The sequence below is a fragment of the Nocardioides sp. genome, assembly GCF_030655615.1.
GTDB lineage: Bacteria > Actinomycetota > Actinomycetes > Propionibacteriales > Nocardioidaceae > Nocardioides.
Genome location: NZ_JAURVJ010000172.1, coordinates 1 through 14,841 on the forward strand (window position 1 = coordinate 1; position 14,841 = coordinate 14,841).

At 71.5% G+C, this 14,841-nt stretch carries 16 protein-coding genes; 5 read left to right on the forward strand and 11 right to left on the reverse strand.

From position 1 onward, the window contains the following. Together Q7T52_RS14080 and Q7T52_RS14085 are read right to left on the reverse strand one after the other, a co-directional pair. A partial coding sequence (locus Q7T52_RS14080; RefSeq protein ID WP_304803523.1) for a DUF222 domain-containing protein occupies window positions 1-618 on the reverse strand: 618 nt, incomplete at its 3' end. A 123-nt stretch (window positions 619-741) separates the two neighbouring features. Continuing rightward, window positions 742-2,490 carry a serine/threonine-protein kinase gene (locus tag Q7T52_RS14085; RefSeq protein ID WP_304803524.1) on the reverse strand — a complete coding sequence of 583 codons (1,749 nt, stop codon included), beginning with the start codon at window positions 2,488-2,490 and terminating at the stop codon, window positions 742-744. A 298-nt stretch (window positions 2,491-2,788) separates the two neighbouring features. Between Q7T52_RS14085 and Q7T52_RS14090 the strand changes: the two genes are divergently transcribed. The 4 genes from Q7T52_RS14090 to Q7T52_RS14105 all read left to right on the forward strand — a co-directional run bounded on the left by Q7T52_RS14090 (window position 2,789) and on the right by Q7T52_RS14105 (window position 8,034). Then, window positions 2,789-3,745: an alkaline phosphatase family protein gene (locus Q7T52_RS14090; RefSeq protein WP_304803526.1), complete on the forward strand. Its 957-nt coding sequence runs from the start codon at window positions 2,789-2,791 to the stop codon at window positions 3,743-3,745. Between the two features lie 56 nt (window positions 3,746-3,801). Continuing rightward, on the forward strand, window positions 3,802-5,643 hold the full coding sequence (locus tag Q7T52_RS14095; protein ID WP_304803528.1) for a hypothetical protein: 1,842 nt from the start codon (window positions 3,802-3,804) through the stop codon (window positions 5,641-5,643). Between the two features lie 107 nt (window positions 5,644-5,750). Further along, a complete protein-coding gene (locus Q7T52_RS14100) occupies window positions 5,751-7,166 on the forward strand; it encodes a glycoside hydrolase domain-containing protein (RefSeq protein ID WP_304803530.1) in 1,416 nt (471 codons plus the stop codon). A gap of 19 nt (window positions 7,167-7,185) precedes the next feature. After that, window positions 7,186-8,034: a trans-aconitate 2-methyltransferase gene (locus tag Q7T52_RS14105; protein ID WP_304803532.1), complete on the forward strand. Its 849-nt coding sequence runs from the start codon at window positions 7,186-7,188 to the stop codon at window positions 8,032-8,034. Window positions 8,035-8,120: 86 nt separating this feature from the next. Here the strand turns inward: Q7T52_RS14105 and Q7T52_RS14110 are convergent, their stop codons facing one another. Genes Q7T52_RS14110 through Q7T52_RS14125 form a run of 4 tightly spaced genes read right to left on the reverse strand, consistent with a single transcriptional unit; the run spans window position 8,121 to window position 9,702 of the window. After that, window positions 8,121-8,570 (reverse strand): DUF3817 domain-containing protein, encoded by a 450-nt coding sequence (locus Q7T52_RS14110; protein WP_304803534.1) that lies wholly within the window; start codon window positions 8,568-8,570, stop codon window positions 8,121-8,123. Between the two features lie 2 nt (window positions 8,571-8,572). After that, the gene (gene purQ / locus Q7T52_RS14115) at window positions 8,573-9,241 is read right to left on the reverse strand and encodes a phosphoribosylformylglycinamidine synthase subunit PurQ (protein WP_304803536.1); all 669 of its coding nucleotides are present in this window, start codon (window positions 9,239-9,241) and stop codon (window positions 8,573-8,575) included. Beyond that, window positions 9,238-9,513: a phosphoribosylformylglycinamidine synthase subunit PurS gene (gene purS, locus Q7T52_RS14120; protein WP_304803538.1), complete on the reverse strand. Its 276-nt coding sequence runs from the start codon at window positions 9,511-9,513 to the stop codon at window positions 9,238-9,240. The genes purQ and purS overlap by 4 nt, the downstream gene beginning before the upstream one ends. 9 nt (window positions 9,514-9,522) lie before the next feature. Next, window positions 9,523-9,702, reverse strand: coding sequence for a hypothetical protein (locus tag Q7T52_RS14125; RefSeq protein WP_304803540.1), 180 nt, complete (start codon window positions 9,700-9,702; stop codon window positions 9,523-9,525). Window positions 9,703-9,763: 61 nt separating this feature from the next. On the opposite strand from Q7T52_RS14125, the gene Q7T52_RS14130 reads away from it, so the two are divergent. Further along, window positions 9,764-10,282, forward strand: coding sequence for a general stress protein (locus tag Q7T52_RS14130; RefSeq protein ID WP_304803542.1), 519 nt, complete (start codon window positions 9,764-9,766; stop codon window positions 10,280-10,282). On the opposite strand, the gene Q7T52_RS14135 is transcribed toward Q7T52_RS14130, so the two are convergent. From Q7T52_RS14135 to Q7T52_RS14155, 5 genes are all read right to left on the reverse strand, one after another. Further along, the gene (locus Q7T52_RS14135) at window positions 10,283-10,771 is read right to left on the reverse strand and encodes a hypothetical protein (RefSeq protein WP_304803543.1); all 489 of its coding nucleotides are present in this window, start codon (window positions 10,769-10,771) and stop codon (window positions 10,283-10,285) included. Next, a complete protein-coding gene (locus Q7T52_RS14140; RefSeq protein ID WP_304803545.1) occupies window positions 10,768-11,517 on the reverse strand; it encodes a hypothetical protein in 750 nt (249 codons plus the stop codon). Before Q7T52_RS14140 ends, Q7T52_RS14135 begins: the two co-directional genes overlap by 4 nt. Window positions 11,518-11,526: 9 nt before the next feature. Further along, window positions 11,527-11,727 (reverse strand): hypothetical protein, encoded by a 201-nt coding sequence (locus tag Q7T52_RS14145; RefSeq protein ID WP_304803547.1) that lies wholly within the window; start codon window positions 11,725-11,727, stop codon window positions 11,527-11,529. Between the two features lie 21 nt (window positions 11,728-11,748). Beyond that, window positions 11,749-13,308, reverse strand: coding sequence for a long-chain fatty acid--CoA ligase (locus Q7T52_RS14150; protein WP_304803548.1), 1,560 nt, complete (start codon window positions 13,306-13,308; stop codon window positions 11,749-11,751). A gap of 72 nt (window positions 13,309-13,380) precedes the next feature. Further along, window positions 13,381-14,784 (reverse strand): MFS transporter, encoded by a 1,404-nt coding sequence (locus Q7T52_RS14155; RefSeq protein WP_304803550.1) that lies wholly within the window; start codon window positions 14,782-14,784, stop codon window positions 13,381-13,383. Window positions 14,785-14,841 lie beyond the last annotated feature (57 nt).

Genomic DNA, 14,841 nt, shown 5'->3' on the forward strand with positions numbered 1-14,841 from the left:
GCCGTCGTCGCCCATCGAGAACCGGGTCTTCTTGCGGGCTCGGGCTTCTTGGCGCTGCAACGCTGCGGCTTCGCGGGCATCGGCGCCTTCGGGGTCGAGGCGCTGGTAGATCTCGTGGCCCAGGTGGGCCAACGCGTCAGCGTCGTGGTCGGCGGCCTCGGCGAGCAGGAACGCTTCCGCCCTCTGCTTGTCGTGGGCGGTGACGTGCTCATCGAGCAGGGCGAGCTTGTCGGCGATCGCGTGGGCCTGCTCGGCGTGCAGGTCACCGCGAGCGGTCGCCGACCGCGTCGGTTCCCACGCGGATAGGGCAGCCGCGAGCTTGACCTTCGCCGACGCCGTACGGCCGGTGACGTTGGTCGTCAGCCGCAGCCACGACTTCAGGATGCGGCACCCGGCGGCGCCGGGGCGGTCCAGGACCCCGGCCTGACCGATGACGCGGGCCTCGACCTCGGCCACCCCAGCGGCGACCTTCGCGGCCAGGACCACGACCCGGTCGGTGGTCGCCTCGTCCATCGACCACACCGCGACGTCGGCGAGACCCTTCAACTCGTCGGCGACGGTGCACAGGAACGCCTCGATCGGGTGGTCCGATCCTGGTGTCGCGGTGTGCTGGGTCATGGGGCCGATTCGACCACCGCTCGCCGACCACGAACCGGCTCAACCGCGGGGGCTGTGGACAACCATCCTCTGACCAGTGCCTGTGGACGACTCGTGGTCGTTTCCACAGGTCGACCTGACCGATCAGGGCATCTGGTCGGCCGGACGCATCGCGCCGAGCATGGTACGCACGGCCCGGTCAAGGTCGACCCGCGTGTCGGCGTAGATCGTGACTCCCCACCGCCCGCCGGCGTAGAGGAGGGCAGCCTTCGGGCCGTTGTCGGTGACGTAGCGCCATCCTTGGACTCCGGCTGCGTCTCGGTAAGTCCCGCCTCCGGACCGGTTGAAGTTGTCGTTGTAGTAGTCGGAGGCAAGTCGCGGGCCGTCAAACTCGGAGAAGTTGAAGGCGTAGCCCTTCAGCGAGCGAGGGCAGTTGTAGATGTAGCGGAGCACGTCGTTGTCGCGGGTGCGTCCGATGAAACCGCCGCATTCGGCATCGAAGTTGAAGTCCTTGAACACCCACTTGAGCCCCGGCTTGCCCGACGGCTCGGGGCAGCGAGAGAACGAACGTGCCGGGACACCGCCCGAGCAACGGACCTGGGTGACCTTTGTTGGCGACGGGCTCAAGGCCGGACTCGAGGGCGGCTCCACCGACGAGGGGGACGTGCTCGTGGGGGGTGGAGCGGCGGCCGGTCCAACACCGCCTGTCGGGTCATCGTTGGCCACATCGGACGAGTCATCGCTGCCCATCAGCAGGGCAACTAAGGTACCGCCTGCGATCAGCAACACGGCGGCCAGAGCGGCGCCGACGCGCGCACGACGCCGGGAGGGTGAGGACGTACGAGCAGGCTCCGAACCGGGCAACGGCGACGAAGCCGGCGGCTGGCCAAGCCGAGCGAGGGTCTCGGCCGCGTTCCCGGTCACCGGTCGGCGCACGGGACGGGCGAGCGTCTCAGCAGCCTCTGGATCTAGCTCGTCGCTCGCCGGAGTCAGCCTCGGACCGAGCGTCCGGGCAGCGGGATCCGGGGGCGGCACGACTTTGGGGGCAGCCGTGTCTGCAACTTGAACCTGTACTTGTTCGACTGCGGTCAACGCCGCGAGAGCCGAGGGCGGACGCTCGGCGGGGCGCTTGGCCATCAGCGAGTCCAGGAGTCGGTTGATTCCGCGGACACCGACGCCGTCCCCACTCAACTGCGGTATCGCTGCCTGGGAGTGCGCCATCGCCATCTGTACGCCAGTCCCGGCGTACGGCGGATTGCCGGTGACACATACCCATAGGAGACAGCCCACGGAGTAGAGATCGGATGCGACGTCGCCCGACGCGCCCTCATGACGCTCTGGCGCCATGTAGGCGAGGCTCCCGATGACGGTTCCGGTGACGGTCAGGTCGGACTCCGCGACTGTCGCGATCCCGAAGTCGCACAGCACTGCCTGCAGGCGATCACCACGTCTGCGAAGCAACACATTGCTGGGCTTGATGTCGCGGTGGACGATCCCTGCCTGGTGGGCATCCCCCAGGCCTCGCAGCAGATCGCCCACCAGGCTCAGGGCGCTCGCGAACGAAGGCGGGTCTGGCTCGCGCGCAAGATAGCCCTGGAGGTCGCCCTCAGGGAAGAACGGGCTGACCAGATAGAGGCTGCGGTCGTGCTCACCGGAGTCGTAGATCGGGATGACCTCTGGCGAGTCGAGGCGGGCCAGCAGGGCGGCCTCGCGCTCGAACCTGGTCCGAAACCCCTCGTCGAAGGAGAGCCCGGGCGACAAGACCTTGAGGGCGACCCGGCGATTGAGCCGCTCGTCGTCGGCCTCGTATACCACGCCCATGCCACCGGCGCCTATACGTCGGATGATGCGGTAGCGCCCGAATTGCCGGCCCGAGCCGGGTGCCTGTTCCACGCTCTCCCCTGTCCTCCGCACGCCTGAGCGCCGTCAGGGTAAGTCAGGGGATCTCCGCCGCGCACGCGATTGCCGCTATCGGAGGTTTGGCTACGCCACAGGATGCACGGCACTAGGTTTCGCGATCATGGACGTCCCAGCACACCGAGCCCGGACCCAGGTACGCATTCTTCTGGCGACTGCCGCCGCCGTGGTCGTGCTGGGTGGATGTGGGACACCAGGCAGCCCTGACGCTCCCCTACCGGAGTCGGAGTCGTCGGTCCCAACGGTCGACGAGTCGACAACGACGAGCAGCCCCGTGCCCACCTCGGCGCCTCCAGCGACCAGCCACCCGGCGGAGCCGGCGACCCCTCGCGTGCTGGCTGTCTCGATCGACGGACTGACGCCGGAGGCACTGCGCGCTCTCGGTCGTCGGGGCGCGCCAGCCATCTGGGCGCTCATCGATGCTGGCGCGTCAACTCTCAACGCACGAACCGAGTTCGAGCAGACCGTGACTCTGCCGAACCACGTGGGAATGGTCACCGGGAGGCGGATCGACCCTCAGGTCGGCGGACACGGCGTCACCTGGAACGAGGAGTTGCCCGACCGGACGGTCCAGTCGGCAGCGGGTGGTGAGGTCCAGTCGATCTTCACTGCCGTGCACGACTCGGGTGGCACGACAGCAGTCTTTGCGGGCAAGACCAAGTTTCGCCTCTTCGAGGCGTCGTGGCCCGATGCCGTCGACACCACCGTGATCACGGCCTCGATGAGCCGACTCGGCCGCCAGGTCGCGCGTGATGTGCGCGCTCACGCCCACACGTTTACGTTCCTCCACCTCGCCGCCCCTGATCAGGTGGGACACAGCCTCGGATGGATGAGTGAGCCCTATCTCGACGCCGTCGTCCAGGCTGATGATGTGGTGGGACGACTTGTCGAGCTGGTCCGCGCCGACCCAGAGCTGTCCCGGGATCTCTCCGTCGTGCTCACGGCGGATCACGGCGGCGAGGGCCGTGTGCACGCTGATGCGACGGACGCCGATGACTACACGGTCCCATTCGTCGTCGTCGGCCCGACCGTCGAGCGCGGCGATCTGTACGCCCTGTCGCCTGATCTCGCCGATCCCCTGACCGGCCGGCCGACCTACGCAGGCCCGCAGCCGGTTCGCAACTGTGACCTGGCCAACGTCAGCACACAGCTGTTGGGGATCGACCCCGTTCCTGGGAGCACCTGCAACGGCTACCGGGGGATGCCGCTCGAGGCCGTTGAGCGACCCTAGGCAGGCGCCATCTGGCGCGAGACCGGCGCCGGCCCGCACGGTATAGGTTTCCGCGCATGGCCAACACCTGCGACTCGTGCGGCTCGATCAACGAGGGCAGCGGGACGTTCTGCTCCTCCTGCGGACAGCCCCTGAGCACCGGCGCACCCCACGCCCACCCCCCGGCCGAGCCGACCCGGTTCTCCTCGGCCGCCACGCAGCCACCGCCGCCCCAGGGGCCGCCGCTCGCGCCCCCGACGGCTTACCCCCAGCAGGGCTATCCCCAGCAGGGCTATCCCCAGCAGGCCTACCCGCAGCAGGCGGCGTACCCGCCCCAGCAGCCCCCGCCGGCGGCGTACCCGCCGCAGCAGCAGGGCTATCCGCAGCAGGGCTTCCCGCCGCAGGGCCCTCCCCAGGGACCGCCGATGGGCGCGCCCCAGGGCTGGGGCAAGCCGGCCGAGCCCAAGGTCAACCCGTTCCTGGGTCGCCCGGTCGGGGACTACGTCCGCGACGTCGGCGCCGTGCTGGCGCTGTTCGTGACGCTCGGCATGCCGTGGGAGATCAGCATCGACCCCAAGGCCGGCGAGCAGTGGTGGGTGGTCATCGCGATCCTGCTGTCGGTCCTCTCGGTGACCGTGCCCCTGATCGGGACCGCGCGCGTGGTCCCGGGGTGGGGCCCGCAGCACTACCGGCTGACCAAGCTCGCTCTTAACGTGCCGCTGCTCCTCAGCGTCGTGGCGGCCGTGATCTTCGAGCTCGTCCACGTCGGCGACGACTTCGAGGGCGGACTCGGCAGCGGCATCGCGATGGCCCTCACCGGCGTCGCGCTCGCGGTGCAGCCACGGGCGGCCGAGCAGACCGGCGGACCCGCCGACGACGGGCTGTGGAACAAGATCACGGCCGGCGTCCTCGCGGCGACGGTCGGCCTGACGGCACTGCTCTTCGTGGGCTGGTTCCTGCACGGGGTGGCCGGCGACGGACCCGACGTCCTCGACCCGGTGACGCAGTTCCTCACGTTCACGGTCGCGTTCCTGGTCGTGCCGCTGGCGCTCGTGGGCTACCCCGCCTACCAGCTCACCGTCGGCGCGAGGTCGGCCGCGTGGCGACGTGCGCTCGCGACCGTCGGCTTCACCGTCCCGGTCATCGCGCTCTTCGCGCTCGCCTCCGACCGGGCCGGCCTCTTCTTCTGGGCCGATGCCGAGAAGTGGGACGGCGCCGGCATCGTCCCCGGTGGCGGCGGCCTGCTCGTCGGCGCGGCCGCGGCTCTGGTGGTCACCTACGCCCAGCAGCGCGCCACCGCCACCCCCGACGCCGTCGGGTCCTGGACCGGCACCGTCGCCGCCGCGCTCCAGCTCTCCGCGGCCGGCTCGGCCCTGACCGCGCTGGCGATCCTGCTCTTCATGCTCGACGACCAGGTCGGCGCCGGGCCGATCATCACGATCGTGCTGCTGCTCGTGTCGGCCGGCGGTGCCGGCTTCGCCCTCACCCTGCTCGGCGACCTGCGCAAGAACCGGGTCGTCGTCCTGGGCGTCCTCGGCGGCATCGCCGTCATCGGGTGCGTGGCCCTCGGCATCCTCAACGGCGAGGACTTCACGTTCCTCAACAACGGCTGGGCCGTCGCCGCCTGGATCTCGCTCCCGGGCCTCGCTGCCTATGCGCTCACCGCGCCGGCCGAGGTCCGCACCGCGCTCGGGCCGCTGGTGTCCGGCGGGGGCCCCACCGGACCGGGCGGTACGCCGTACGGCCAGCAGCCCTATCCCCAGCAGGGCTATCCCCCGCAGAGCTACCCGCAGGGCTACCCCCCGCAGCCCGGCTACCCGCCCCAGCAGCCCGGCGGCTACCAGCAACCGCCGCCGCCCTCGGGGCCACCGCTCCCGCCGCCGGCGCCCGGCTCCTGGAGCCCGCCGTCGGCGGGCTGAACGAATTACAGGCTGGTAGTTCACCGTAACTCCTGTTACGCGTGTGACTACTGAGGTTAAGGTTCCGCAACCGACGGATCCGCCACCTCTTCCCCTGGAGCTCCGCCATGCGCACGGCCCTGCCCCGAACCCTTCTGCGAACGGCTCTGCTGAGCCTGGTCGCGGCCACCCTGGTCGCCACGACCGACCGGGCCGACACCGCGGCGGTGACGGTGGCGGGCGACGTGAGCTCCGTGGCCGGCCCGGTCGCGGCCAAGGCCACTCCCCTCCCACCCACGCCCGGCGACTTCGCCGGCTACGGCTTCGACCAGTGCCTCGCGCCGACCCAGTCGACGATGAACCGCTGGCTGAGCACCTCGCCCTACCTGGCCGTCGGCATCTACATCTCCGGCGACTCGCGCGCCTGCCGCAGCCAGCCCAACCTGACGCCGGCCTGGATCCGCACCCAGCTGCAGAACGGCTGGAAGCTGCTGCCGATCACGCTCGGCCCGCAGGCGTCGTGCCAGCCTCGTTTCCCGCGCTACCAGGACGACTTCAAGATCAGCCCCTTCCGCGGCAAGGGCCGCTACCCGCGCGCTCGCGAGATGGGTCGCGCCTCCGGCACGAGCACCGTCGCCGACGCCAAGAAGCTCGGTATCCCCGCCGGCAGCACGCTCTGGTACGACCTCGAGGGCTTCGACGCGACCAACACCGACTGCCGCGAGTCGGCCCTCGCCTTCCTGTCCGACTGGGTCACCACGGTGAAGCGCCTGGGCTACGTCACCGGCGTCTACTCCAGCGCCGGCTCGGGAATCAAGGTCCTCGACGACGTCCGGGTCAGCCGGGGGGCGGCGTACACCCTGCCCGACCGGATCTGGCTGGCCCGCTGGGACGGCGTGGCCAACACATCGACGTCCTACATCCGCAACGACGGCTGGCGTCCGGGCCACCGCGTCAAGCAGTACCGCGGCGGCCACGACGAGACGTGGGGCGGCGTCAAGATCAACATCGACACCAACTTCCTCGACATGGGGCGGGGCCTGTACGCCGCCCCGGAGACCCACTGCGGGACCACCCGGATCGACTTCGCCAGCTATGGCACCCTCGAGCCGCCGCGCGCCGACTACAAGGCGCCCGCCGACCGCGTCGCCGCGCTCAAGTGCCTGATGCTCGAGCGGGGCTACTACCAGGGCCCGGTCGACGGCACCTACGGGCCCGGCATCGTCGCGAGCGTCCGGGTCTGGAAGGCCGAGCGCAGCCAGCCCGCCGACGACCGCTGGTTCCGCAAGGACTGGACCGCGCTGCTCTCCGGCGGGGCCCGCCCGATCCTCAAGACCGGGTCCGCCGGCGCCTACGGACCCTGGGTCCGCCGCGTCCAGCGGGCCATCAACGCCGCCGACATCGGCGTGACGCTCAACCTGGACGGCACGTTCAGCAGCGACGTCACCGCCGCCGTCAAGCGCTACCAGGGCCGGGTGAAGCTCACCCAGTCCGGCGTCGTCGACATCCCCACCTGGACCAAGCTGCAGGCCGGGATCCGCTGATCGTCCCTACGCTGGCGGCATGAGCAACGACGACATGCGCCAGACCTGGACCGACACCGCCGTCGGCTGGGTGGAGAACGAAGCGGTCTTCGACGCGACGTTCGCGCCGGTCACCGAGGCACTGCTGGCCGCGGCGGCTGTGGACGCCGGCCAGCGGGTGCTCGACGTCGGCTGCGGCACCGGCACCCTGCTGGCCGCCACGGTCGCCCTGGGCGCCGAGGCCGTCGGCGCCGACCTCTCCCCCGTGATGGTCGAGGCGGCCCGGCGCCGGGTGCCCGGGGCCGAGGTCGTGGTCGCCGACGTCCAGACGACCGACCTCCTCGCCGCCGCACCGGGCCGGCCCTTCGACCGCGTGGTGTCGCGCTTCGGGGTGATGTTCTTCGAGGAGCCGGTGACGGCGTTCCGCCGGATGCACGACGCGGCCGCACCGGGTGCCACGCTGGTGTTCGTGTGCTGGCGCACCCACGAGGAGAACCCCCACTTCAGCCTCGGCCAGGACGTCCTCGTGGCGCAGCTGGACGAGGACACCGCCCCGGCCGGTCCCTACGCCCCGGGCCCGATGGCGTTCGCCGACCCGGGCCACGTCCGAGCCCTGCTCACCGAGGCCGGCTGGGAGGACACCGTGGTCGCGCCGCTGGACTTCACGCTCGACTTCGCCTTCGACGGCAGTGACGGCGTCGACAACCGGGTGGCCACGATCCTGGCCACCAGCACGGGTCGACGCGCCCGCGCGCAGCTCGAGCCGGCGCTCGGCGAGGCCGGCTGGACCGCGCTGGTCGACGACGTCCGCGTGCGGATCCGCGAGCACCTCGTCGACGGCGCCCTGCGGTTGCCGGCCGCGACCTGGCTGGTCACCGCCCGCACCTGACGCGAGTCGGCGCAGCGACTCAGCACCAGCGCCGACTCGCGCCGACCTGACTTGAACTCTGCGCCGACTCGCGCGTGGGTGGGGGGTCAGGCGCTGGAGGCGGGCGGGCCGACCAGCAGCGCGAGCCCGGTGAGCACGGCCACCGCGGCGAGCCCGACGACGAGGCCCAGGACGGGGTTGCGCAGCATCCACGCCACCGGCCGGTCGACCGCACGCGTGGGCGCGTCGACGGTCAGCCGCCACGGGCCGAAAGCCCCGCTGCGCTCGGCGAGCAGGTCGAACAGCACGGTGAAGAAGGGCGGGATCGAGGCGAGCAGGCCGAGCGCCGTACGCCGCAGCGTCCAGCGCTGGTCGACCGCGACCACCACAGTAGTCACGCAGTAGGCGACGAACACGACGCCATGGACCATGCCCCCGACGCGCACGCCGAGCTCGGTCGTGTCGGTGACGTACTTGAGGAACATGCCGGCCAGCAGCAGGGCCCAGGTGACCGCCTCGGCGACCGCGACACGGCGGAAGAGTGCTTGCGGCGTCATCGTCAGGCGAAGGTCGCGGCGGCGAGCGACGTGAAGAAGCCCAGGCCGTCGGTGCCGGCGCCGGTCAGGTCCTCGACGGCGTGCTCGGGGTGGGGCATCAGGCCGACCACGTTGCCGCGGTCGTTGGTGATGCCGGCGATGGCACGCAACGAGCCGTTGGGGTTGTCGCCGAGGTAGCGCGCGACGACCCGCCCCTCCCCCTCGAGCCGGTCGAGCGTCTCGACGTCGGCGACGAAGCCGCCCTCACCGTTCTTGAGCACGATCGTCACCTCCTGGCCCTCGGCGTAGGACGACGTCCACGGCGTCGACACGTTCTCGATGCGCAGCAGCTGGTCGCGGCAGGCGAACTTGCGGTGGTCGTTGCGGATCAGCGCACCCGGCAGCAGGTGGGACTCGCAGAGGATCTGGAACCCGTTGCAGATGCCGAGCACGGGCATCCCCTTGCCCGCGGCCTCGACGACCTCGGTCATCACCGGCGAGAAGCGCGAGATCGCCCCGCAGCGCAGGTAGTCGCCGTAGGAGAACCCGCCGGGCAGCACGACCGCGTCGACGCCCTGGAGGCCGTGGTCGCCGTGCCAGAGCGCGACGGCCTCGTGACCACCGATCCGCACCGCGCGCTGGGCGTCGACGTCGTCGAGCGAGCCGGGGAAGGTGACGACGCCGACCTTCACGAGACGACGTCCGGGGTGTCGGCCACGGCCTCGTCGACGTGGACGGTGAAGTTCTCGATGACGGGGTTGGACAGCAGCGTGCCGGCCATCTCGTGCACCCGGGCGAGCACCTCGTCGGTGACCTCGCCGTCGACCTCGAGCTCGAAGCGCTTGCCCTGGCGGACGTCGCTCACCCCGTCGAACCCCAGGCGGGGCAGGGCTCCCAGCACCGCCTTCCCCTGGGGGTCGAGGATCTCGGGCTTGGGCATCACGTCGACGACGACCTTGGGCACGACCCGATCCTATGTCTCGTCGGCGTCCGTGGGCGCGTCGGGCTCGGCCGCTGCCGAGACGCCGTACGACGGACCCGCCGGCTCCTCGTCCAGCCCGGCCTGCACGGCCATCGCCAGCACCGCGGCCGACGCGGTCAGGCCTGCGGTCACGAAGACCCGTCGTCTCCCGGGACGTGACTGCTCACTCATGCCCCGAGGATGCAGGCCACACCTGAGAGGACCCCGTGGACCGACCGGGCACACTGGAGGCATGTCCACGATCCCGCCCACCGGCCGAACCACCCGTCCCGGCCTCAACCCGATGCGCCTCGAGTTCCCGCAGTCCCTGGCGGTCTACGACGACTACGCCCAGGCCCAGAAGACCGTCGACTTCCTGTCCGACGAGGAGTTCCCGGTCGAGAACTGCATGATCGTCGGCACCGACCTCAAGCGCATCGAGCGCATCACCGGCCGCCTCACCACCGGTCGCGTGGCCGCCGGCGCTGCGCTCTCGGGCGCGTGGTTCGGCCTGTTCATCGGCGTCATCTTCACGCTGTTCACCGACGAGAACGTCTTCGCGACCATCGTGTCCACGGTGCTCTTCGGCGTTGCGTTCTTCGTCATCTGGGCGCTGCTCGGCTACGCGATGACCCGTGGCCAGCGCGACTTCCAGTCCGTGACCTCGGTGGTCGCCACCCGCTACGAGGTGCTCGTCGAGCACAAGGTCGCCGGCCAGGCCCGCGAGCTGCTCACCAAGCTCCCCGGCGCGCTGCCCAACCCGTTCGAGTAGTCAGGTCGCGTCGGGACCGTCGGGGCTCGCCGGCACCCGGACGGTCGCGAGGCCGAGCGCCGCGCCACCCAGCACGCACCCGGCGACCACGAGCGCGGCACCCACGCCGAACGTCTGTGCCGAGATGCTGCTGAGGAACACCACGAGGAGCAGCCCGGCGGCGGTCCCGACCAGCCAGAGCACCACCCGCGCCGCCATGGCACCACCGCCGCGCAGCGGCGCGATCCCCAGCAGGACCAGGGCGATCCCCGGGAGCAGGAGGACGGCGTAGCCCGCCACGGGTGGCACGCCGAGCACGCCGGCGCGCAGCAGCTCCGCGACCTCCAGCGGCGTCGTCGACGCGGTCACCCCGGCCCGGAACCACGGCACGAGCATCGCCGCGACCCACGCCGCGGCGGCCAGCGCCCACAGGCCCACGCCGACGAGCTCCCGCCGCCGCCGGGTGCTGCTGACGGGGGCTGCGGTCGCGGCCGCGACCGGGGCGCTCATCCGAGCTCCGGGAGCAGGGCGTCGGCGCTGGCCTCGAGGCTGACGTACCAGCGGCCGTCGCGCTCGACCGTGACCAGGAACGGCTGGACGAGCACGGCGCCGTCGCGTCGCCAGCCCTCGTCGAGCGGCACGCTGTAGGCGGCCTTCTCCATCCCCTCCACGGCGTCCGGCAGCCGGGCCGGGTCGAGGACGACGTCGAGCTCGCCGTCGACGATGAGGACCTGCGCGCGCGACGAGGCGCCCCCGGGGTCGGGCCGGGTCCGCAGCTCGAGCCCGTCGAGCTCGAGCTCGAGGGCGGCGACCGTGGCCACGGCGGTCAGGTCGGGCGATCCGCTGATCTGCCGCTCGGCCGCCACCAGGACGGCGGTGACGTCGGGCGGGGCGACCTCGCCGCGGCGGAAGAGCCGGGTGCTGAGGCGGTCGTAGGCCGCGTCGGCCCGGTCGGGGTCGCGCGTCTCCACGGGGTCGACGGCACCGATGATCGCGACCACGTCGGTGTCGGCGATCCCCTGCACGAGCTGGGCGACGGCGGCCTCGGGCGAGTCGGACCCTGTCTCGTCGACGGTCACCAGGGGCAGCAGCAGGACGAGGAGCAGCGCGACGGCCAGGCCCCAGCAGCCCACCTTGAGCCAGGTGCGCGGCCGACCGCCCCAGAGCCCGTCGGCCGGGGCGTCGTCCGCCCGCTCCCGGCGCCGCGACCGCGGGACCGCCGCCGGGACCGCGTAGTCGACGTCGTCCTGGCTCACGTCACCAGGCTACGAACGGTCCCTGGAGCGCTGCACCACCACGATGCCGAGCGCCAGCCCGAGCCCGGCGACGACCGGGCCGATGGTCGCCCAGGTGCGGCTGCCGGACATCTCGCTGCCGTCGATGTAGCCGAGGCCCTGGAAGGTCCACAGCGCGCCGACCGCGAGCAGCAGGAAGGCGAGCGTCAGGCCTGCTGTCTTGGCGATCACAGGTGCATCCTAGGGAACGGCCTAGGAGAGCTCGCGCTTGAGGATCTTGCCGGTGGCCGTCATCGGCAGCTCGTCGACGAACTCGACGACGCGGGGGTACTTGTAGCCGGCCATCTCCTCCTTGCCCCACGCGACGAGCTCCTCCTCGGTGAGGTCGGAGCCCTTCTCGCGGATGACGACGGCCTTGATCTCCTCACCGTGGCTCTCGTGGGGCACGCCGATCACCGCGGCGAGCGAGACGCCGGGGTGGGTGAGCAGGTGCTCCTCGATCTCGCGCGGATAGACGTTGAACCCGCCGCGGATGATCATGTCCTTGGACCGGTCGACGATGTAGTACCAGCCGTCCTCGTCCTTCTTGCCGAGGTCGCCGGAGCGGAACCAGCCGTCCTGGATGGCCTCGTCGGTCGCCTCCTGGCGGCCGTAGTAGCCCTTCATGACGTTGTGGCCCTTGATGGCGATCTCACCGACGTCGTCGCCCTCGTCGATCTCGTCCCAGCTGTCGGCCTTGAGCAGCTTCATCTCGACGCCGGGGATGGGGGTGCCGATCGAGCCGACCCGCACGTCCTCGCCGTACTTGGAGAAGCTGGCGACCGGCGAGGTCTCGGACAGCCCGTAGCCCTCGAGGATCGTGACGCCGAACTTCTTCTCGAACTCCTTGTGCACCTCGACCGGCAGGGCCGATCCGCCGGCAGCCGCGACGCGGAGGTTCTTGGCGATCGAGCTGATGTCGACGCCCTCCTCGAGCGCGCCGAGGAGCCCCCAGTACATCGTGGGGACGCCGGCGAAGTAGGAGACCTCGTTGGCCAGCATCAGGTCGAGCGCGGCCTTGGCCTCGAAGCGCGGCAGCATCACGACGGTGCCGCCGAAGGCGAAGGCGCCGTTCTGGATGCAGGTCTGCCCGAAGGAGTGGAAGAGCGGCAGCACGCACAGGTAGGTGTCGGGCTTCTCGGCGTCCGCTCCGAACAGGGCCTCGCCGGCGAGCGCGTTGTCGCGCATGTTGCGGTGGCGCAGCTCGGCGCCCTTGGGCTGGCCGGTGGTGCCCGAGGTGTAGAGGATGACGGCGGTGTCGTCCTCGTCGGTGGTGACGGTGTCGAACGTCGGGGACTGCTCGGCTAGCGCCTGGCCGAGGGTCTCGGTGCCCTCGACGGGGCTGTCGGCCTGGGGGTCGCCGGTGATGACGAAGAAGTGCTCGCAGGCGTCGGTCTTGTCGAACCCGGCGTGGCCCTCCTTGGCGATCGCGAGCTCGGGCGTGCCCTCGAAGCAGAAGTAGGCCTTGGCGTCGGAGTCGTCGAGGTGGTAGGCCACCTCGCGGCCCTTGAGCAGCACGTTGAGGGGTACGACGGTGCCGCCGGCCTTGAGGATGCCGAAGTAGACGATGGTGAAGTAGGGCAGGTTGGGGCAGCTCAGGGCGACCTTGTCCCCGTGCTCGATGCCGCGCGACGCGAGCAGGTTGGCCACCTGGTTCGCGGCGCCGTCGACCTGCGCATAGCTGAGCCGGGTGTCTCCGAACACGAGGGCCTCGCGGTCGGGGTGCGCGGCGGCGGTGTCCTCGAGGAGGCTGGCCAGGTTGAAGTCGGTCACGCGGGCCAACGTACTGGGGCGTGGGTGACGTGCGCCACGTTCGCCGAGGTGGCCGTCAGGCAGCAGGCCCCCTCACGCTGTCGCCGGAGCCGGGTCGGCCACCCGCACCGGACGGGACTCGATGGCGGTGGCGGTCGCGGCAGCGAGCAGCGACGCCGCGGCCACGACCCACCACGCGGCCCGGAACGACTCGATCGACGGCACCCCCGACCCGACGATGGCGACGAGCACGCTCACCCCGAGCACGAGCCCGACCTGCCGCGCCATCGTGACGACGCCGCCGCCCGTCGAGGCCTGCTCAGGCGGGAGCGCCGACGTCGCGGAGGCGACGAGGTTGGGCATCGCGAGGCCCACGGCGATGCCGGTGAGGGCCCAGCCGGGCACGACCGTCGTCCAGTACGACGGGGTCGTGGTGAGCGAGGTCGCCATGACGGCGGCGCCGCCTGCGGCGACCAGGCAGCCGGCCACCGACAGCGTCCCCGGTCGCACCCGGGGCAGCACCCGGTGCACGAGGATCGAGGTGACCGGCACCAGCAGCGGGCCGAGGGCGACGGCGAGCCCGGTCTTGAGCGCCGAGTAGCCCCACACCTGCTGCATCCAGAGGATCCCGCCGAGCAGGCCGGCGCCGAAACCGGCGTTGAAGACGAGCGTCGTGACGCTGGCCCACGAGAACGCCCGCACCCGCAGCAGCGACGGGTCGATCACCGGCGACGCGTGGTGGGTGGTGAGCCAGGCGAAGGCGCCGACGGCCACGACCGCGACCACGAACGACCCGACGACCCCGGCGCTCGACCAGCCCCACTCGCCGCCCTGCACCAGGCCGAGCACGAGGGCACCCACGGCGAGGGCGACGAGCGCGGCACCGGCGAGGTCGGGACGCGGCGCCCCGGCGTTGTGGCGCACGTCGGGCACGAACCGCACCGCGCCGACGACGAGGAGCACCCCGATCGGCAGGTTGATCCAGAAGGCCCAGTGCCACGAGAGCTGCACCAGTCCGCCACCGACGGCCGGGCCGAGCGCGGCGGCCAGCGCCCCCGTGAGGGCCCACAGCCGCGCGGCCGGCGCCTTGCGCTCCACGGGCAGGGCGGCCAGGAGGAGCCCGAGGCTGGCGGGCGTCATCGCCGCGGCCCCGACGGCCTGCAGCCCGCGGAACCCGACCAGCTGCCACACGTCGGTGCTGAACCCGCAGGCGGCGCTGGCGACCGTGAAGAGCACGAGACCGGCGACGAACCCGGCCTTGCGGCCGTAGCGGTCGGTCAGGCGACCCATCGGCACGAGCAGCGCGGCGAAGACGACGGCATAGGCGTTGAGGACCCAGCTGAGCTGCGAAAGCGAGGGCGCCTCCCCGCGCTGCGCGAAGTCGCGGCCGATGTCGTCGAACGCGACGTTGACGATGAACAGGTCGATGCCCGACAGGAACGCCGAGCCGACGAGGACGAGCGTCACGAGGCGTGTGCGCTGACTTTGGATTGCCATAGCCAGGCATCCTGCCCGCTGGCTGTGGTTCTGGCAAGCCAGGGTCGTAGGATCGGC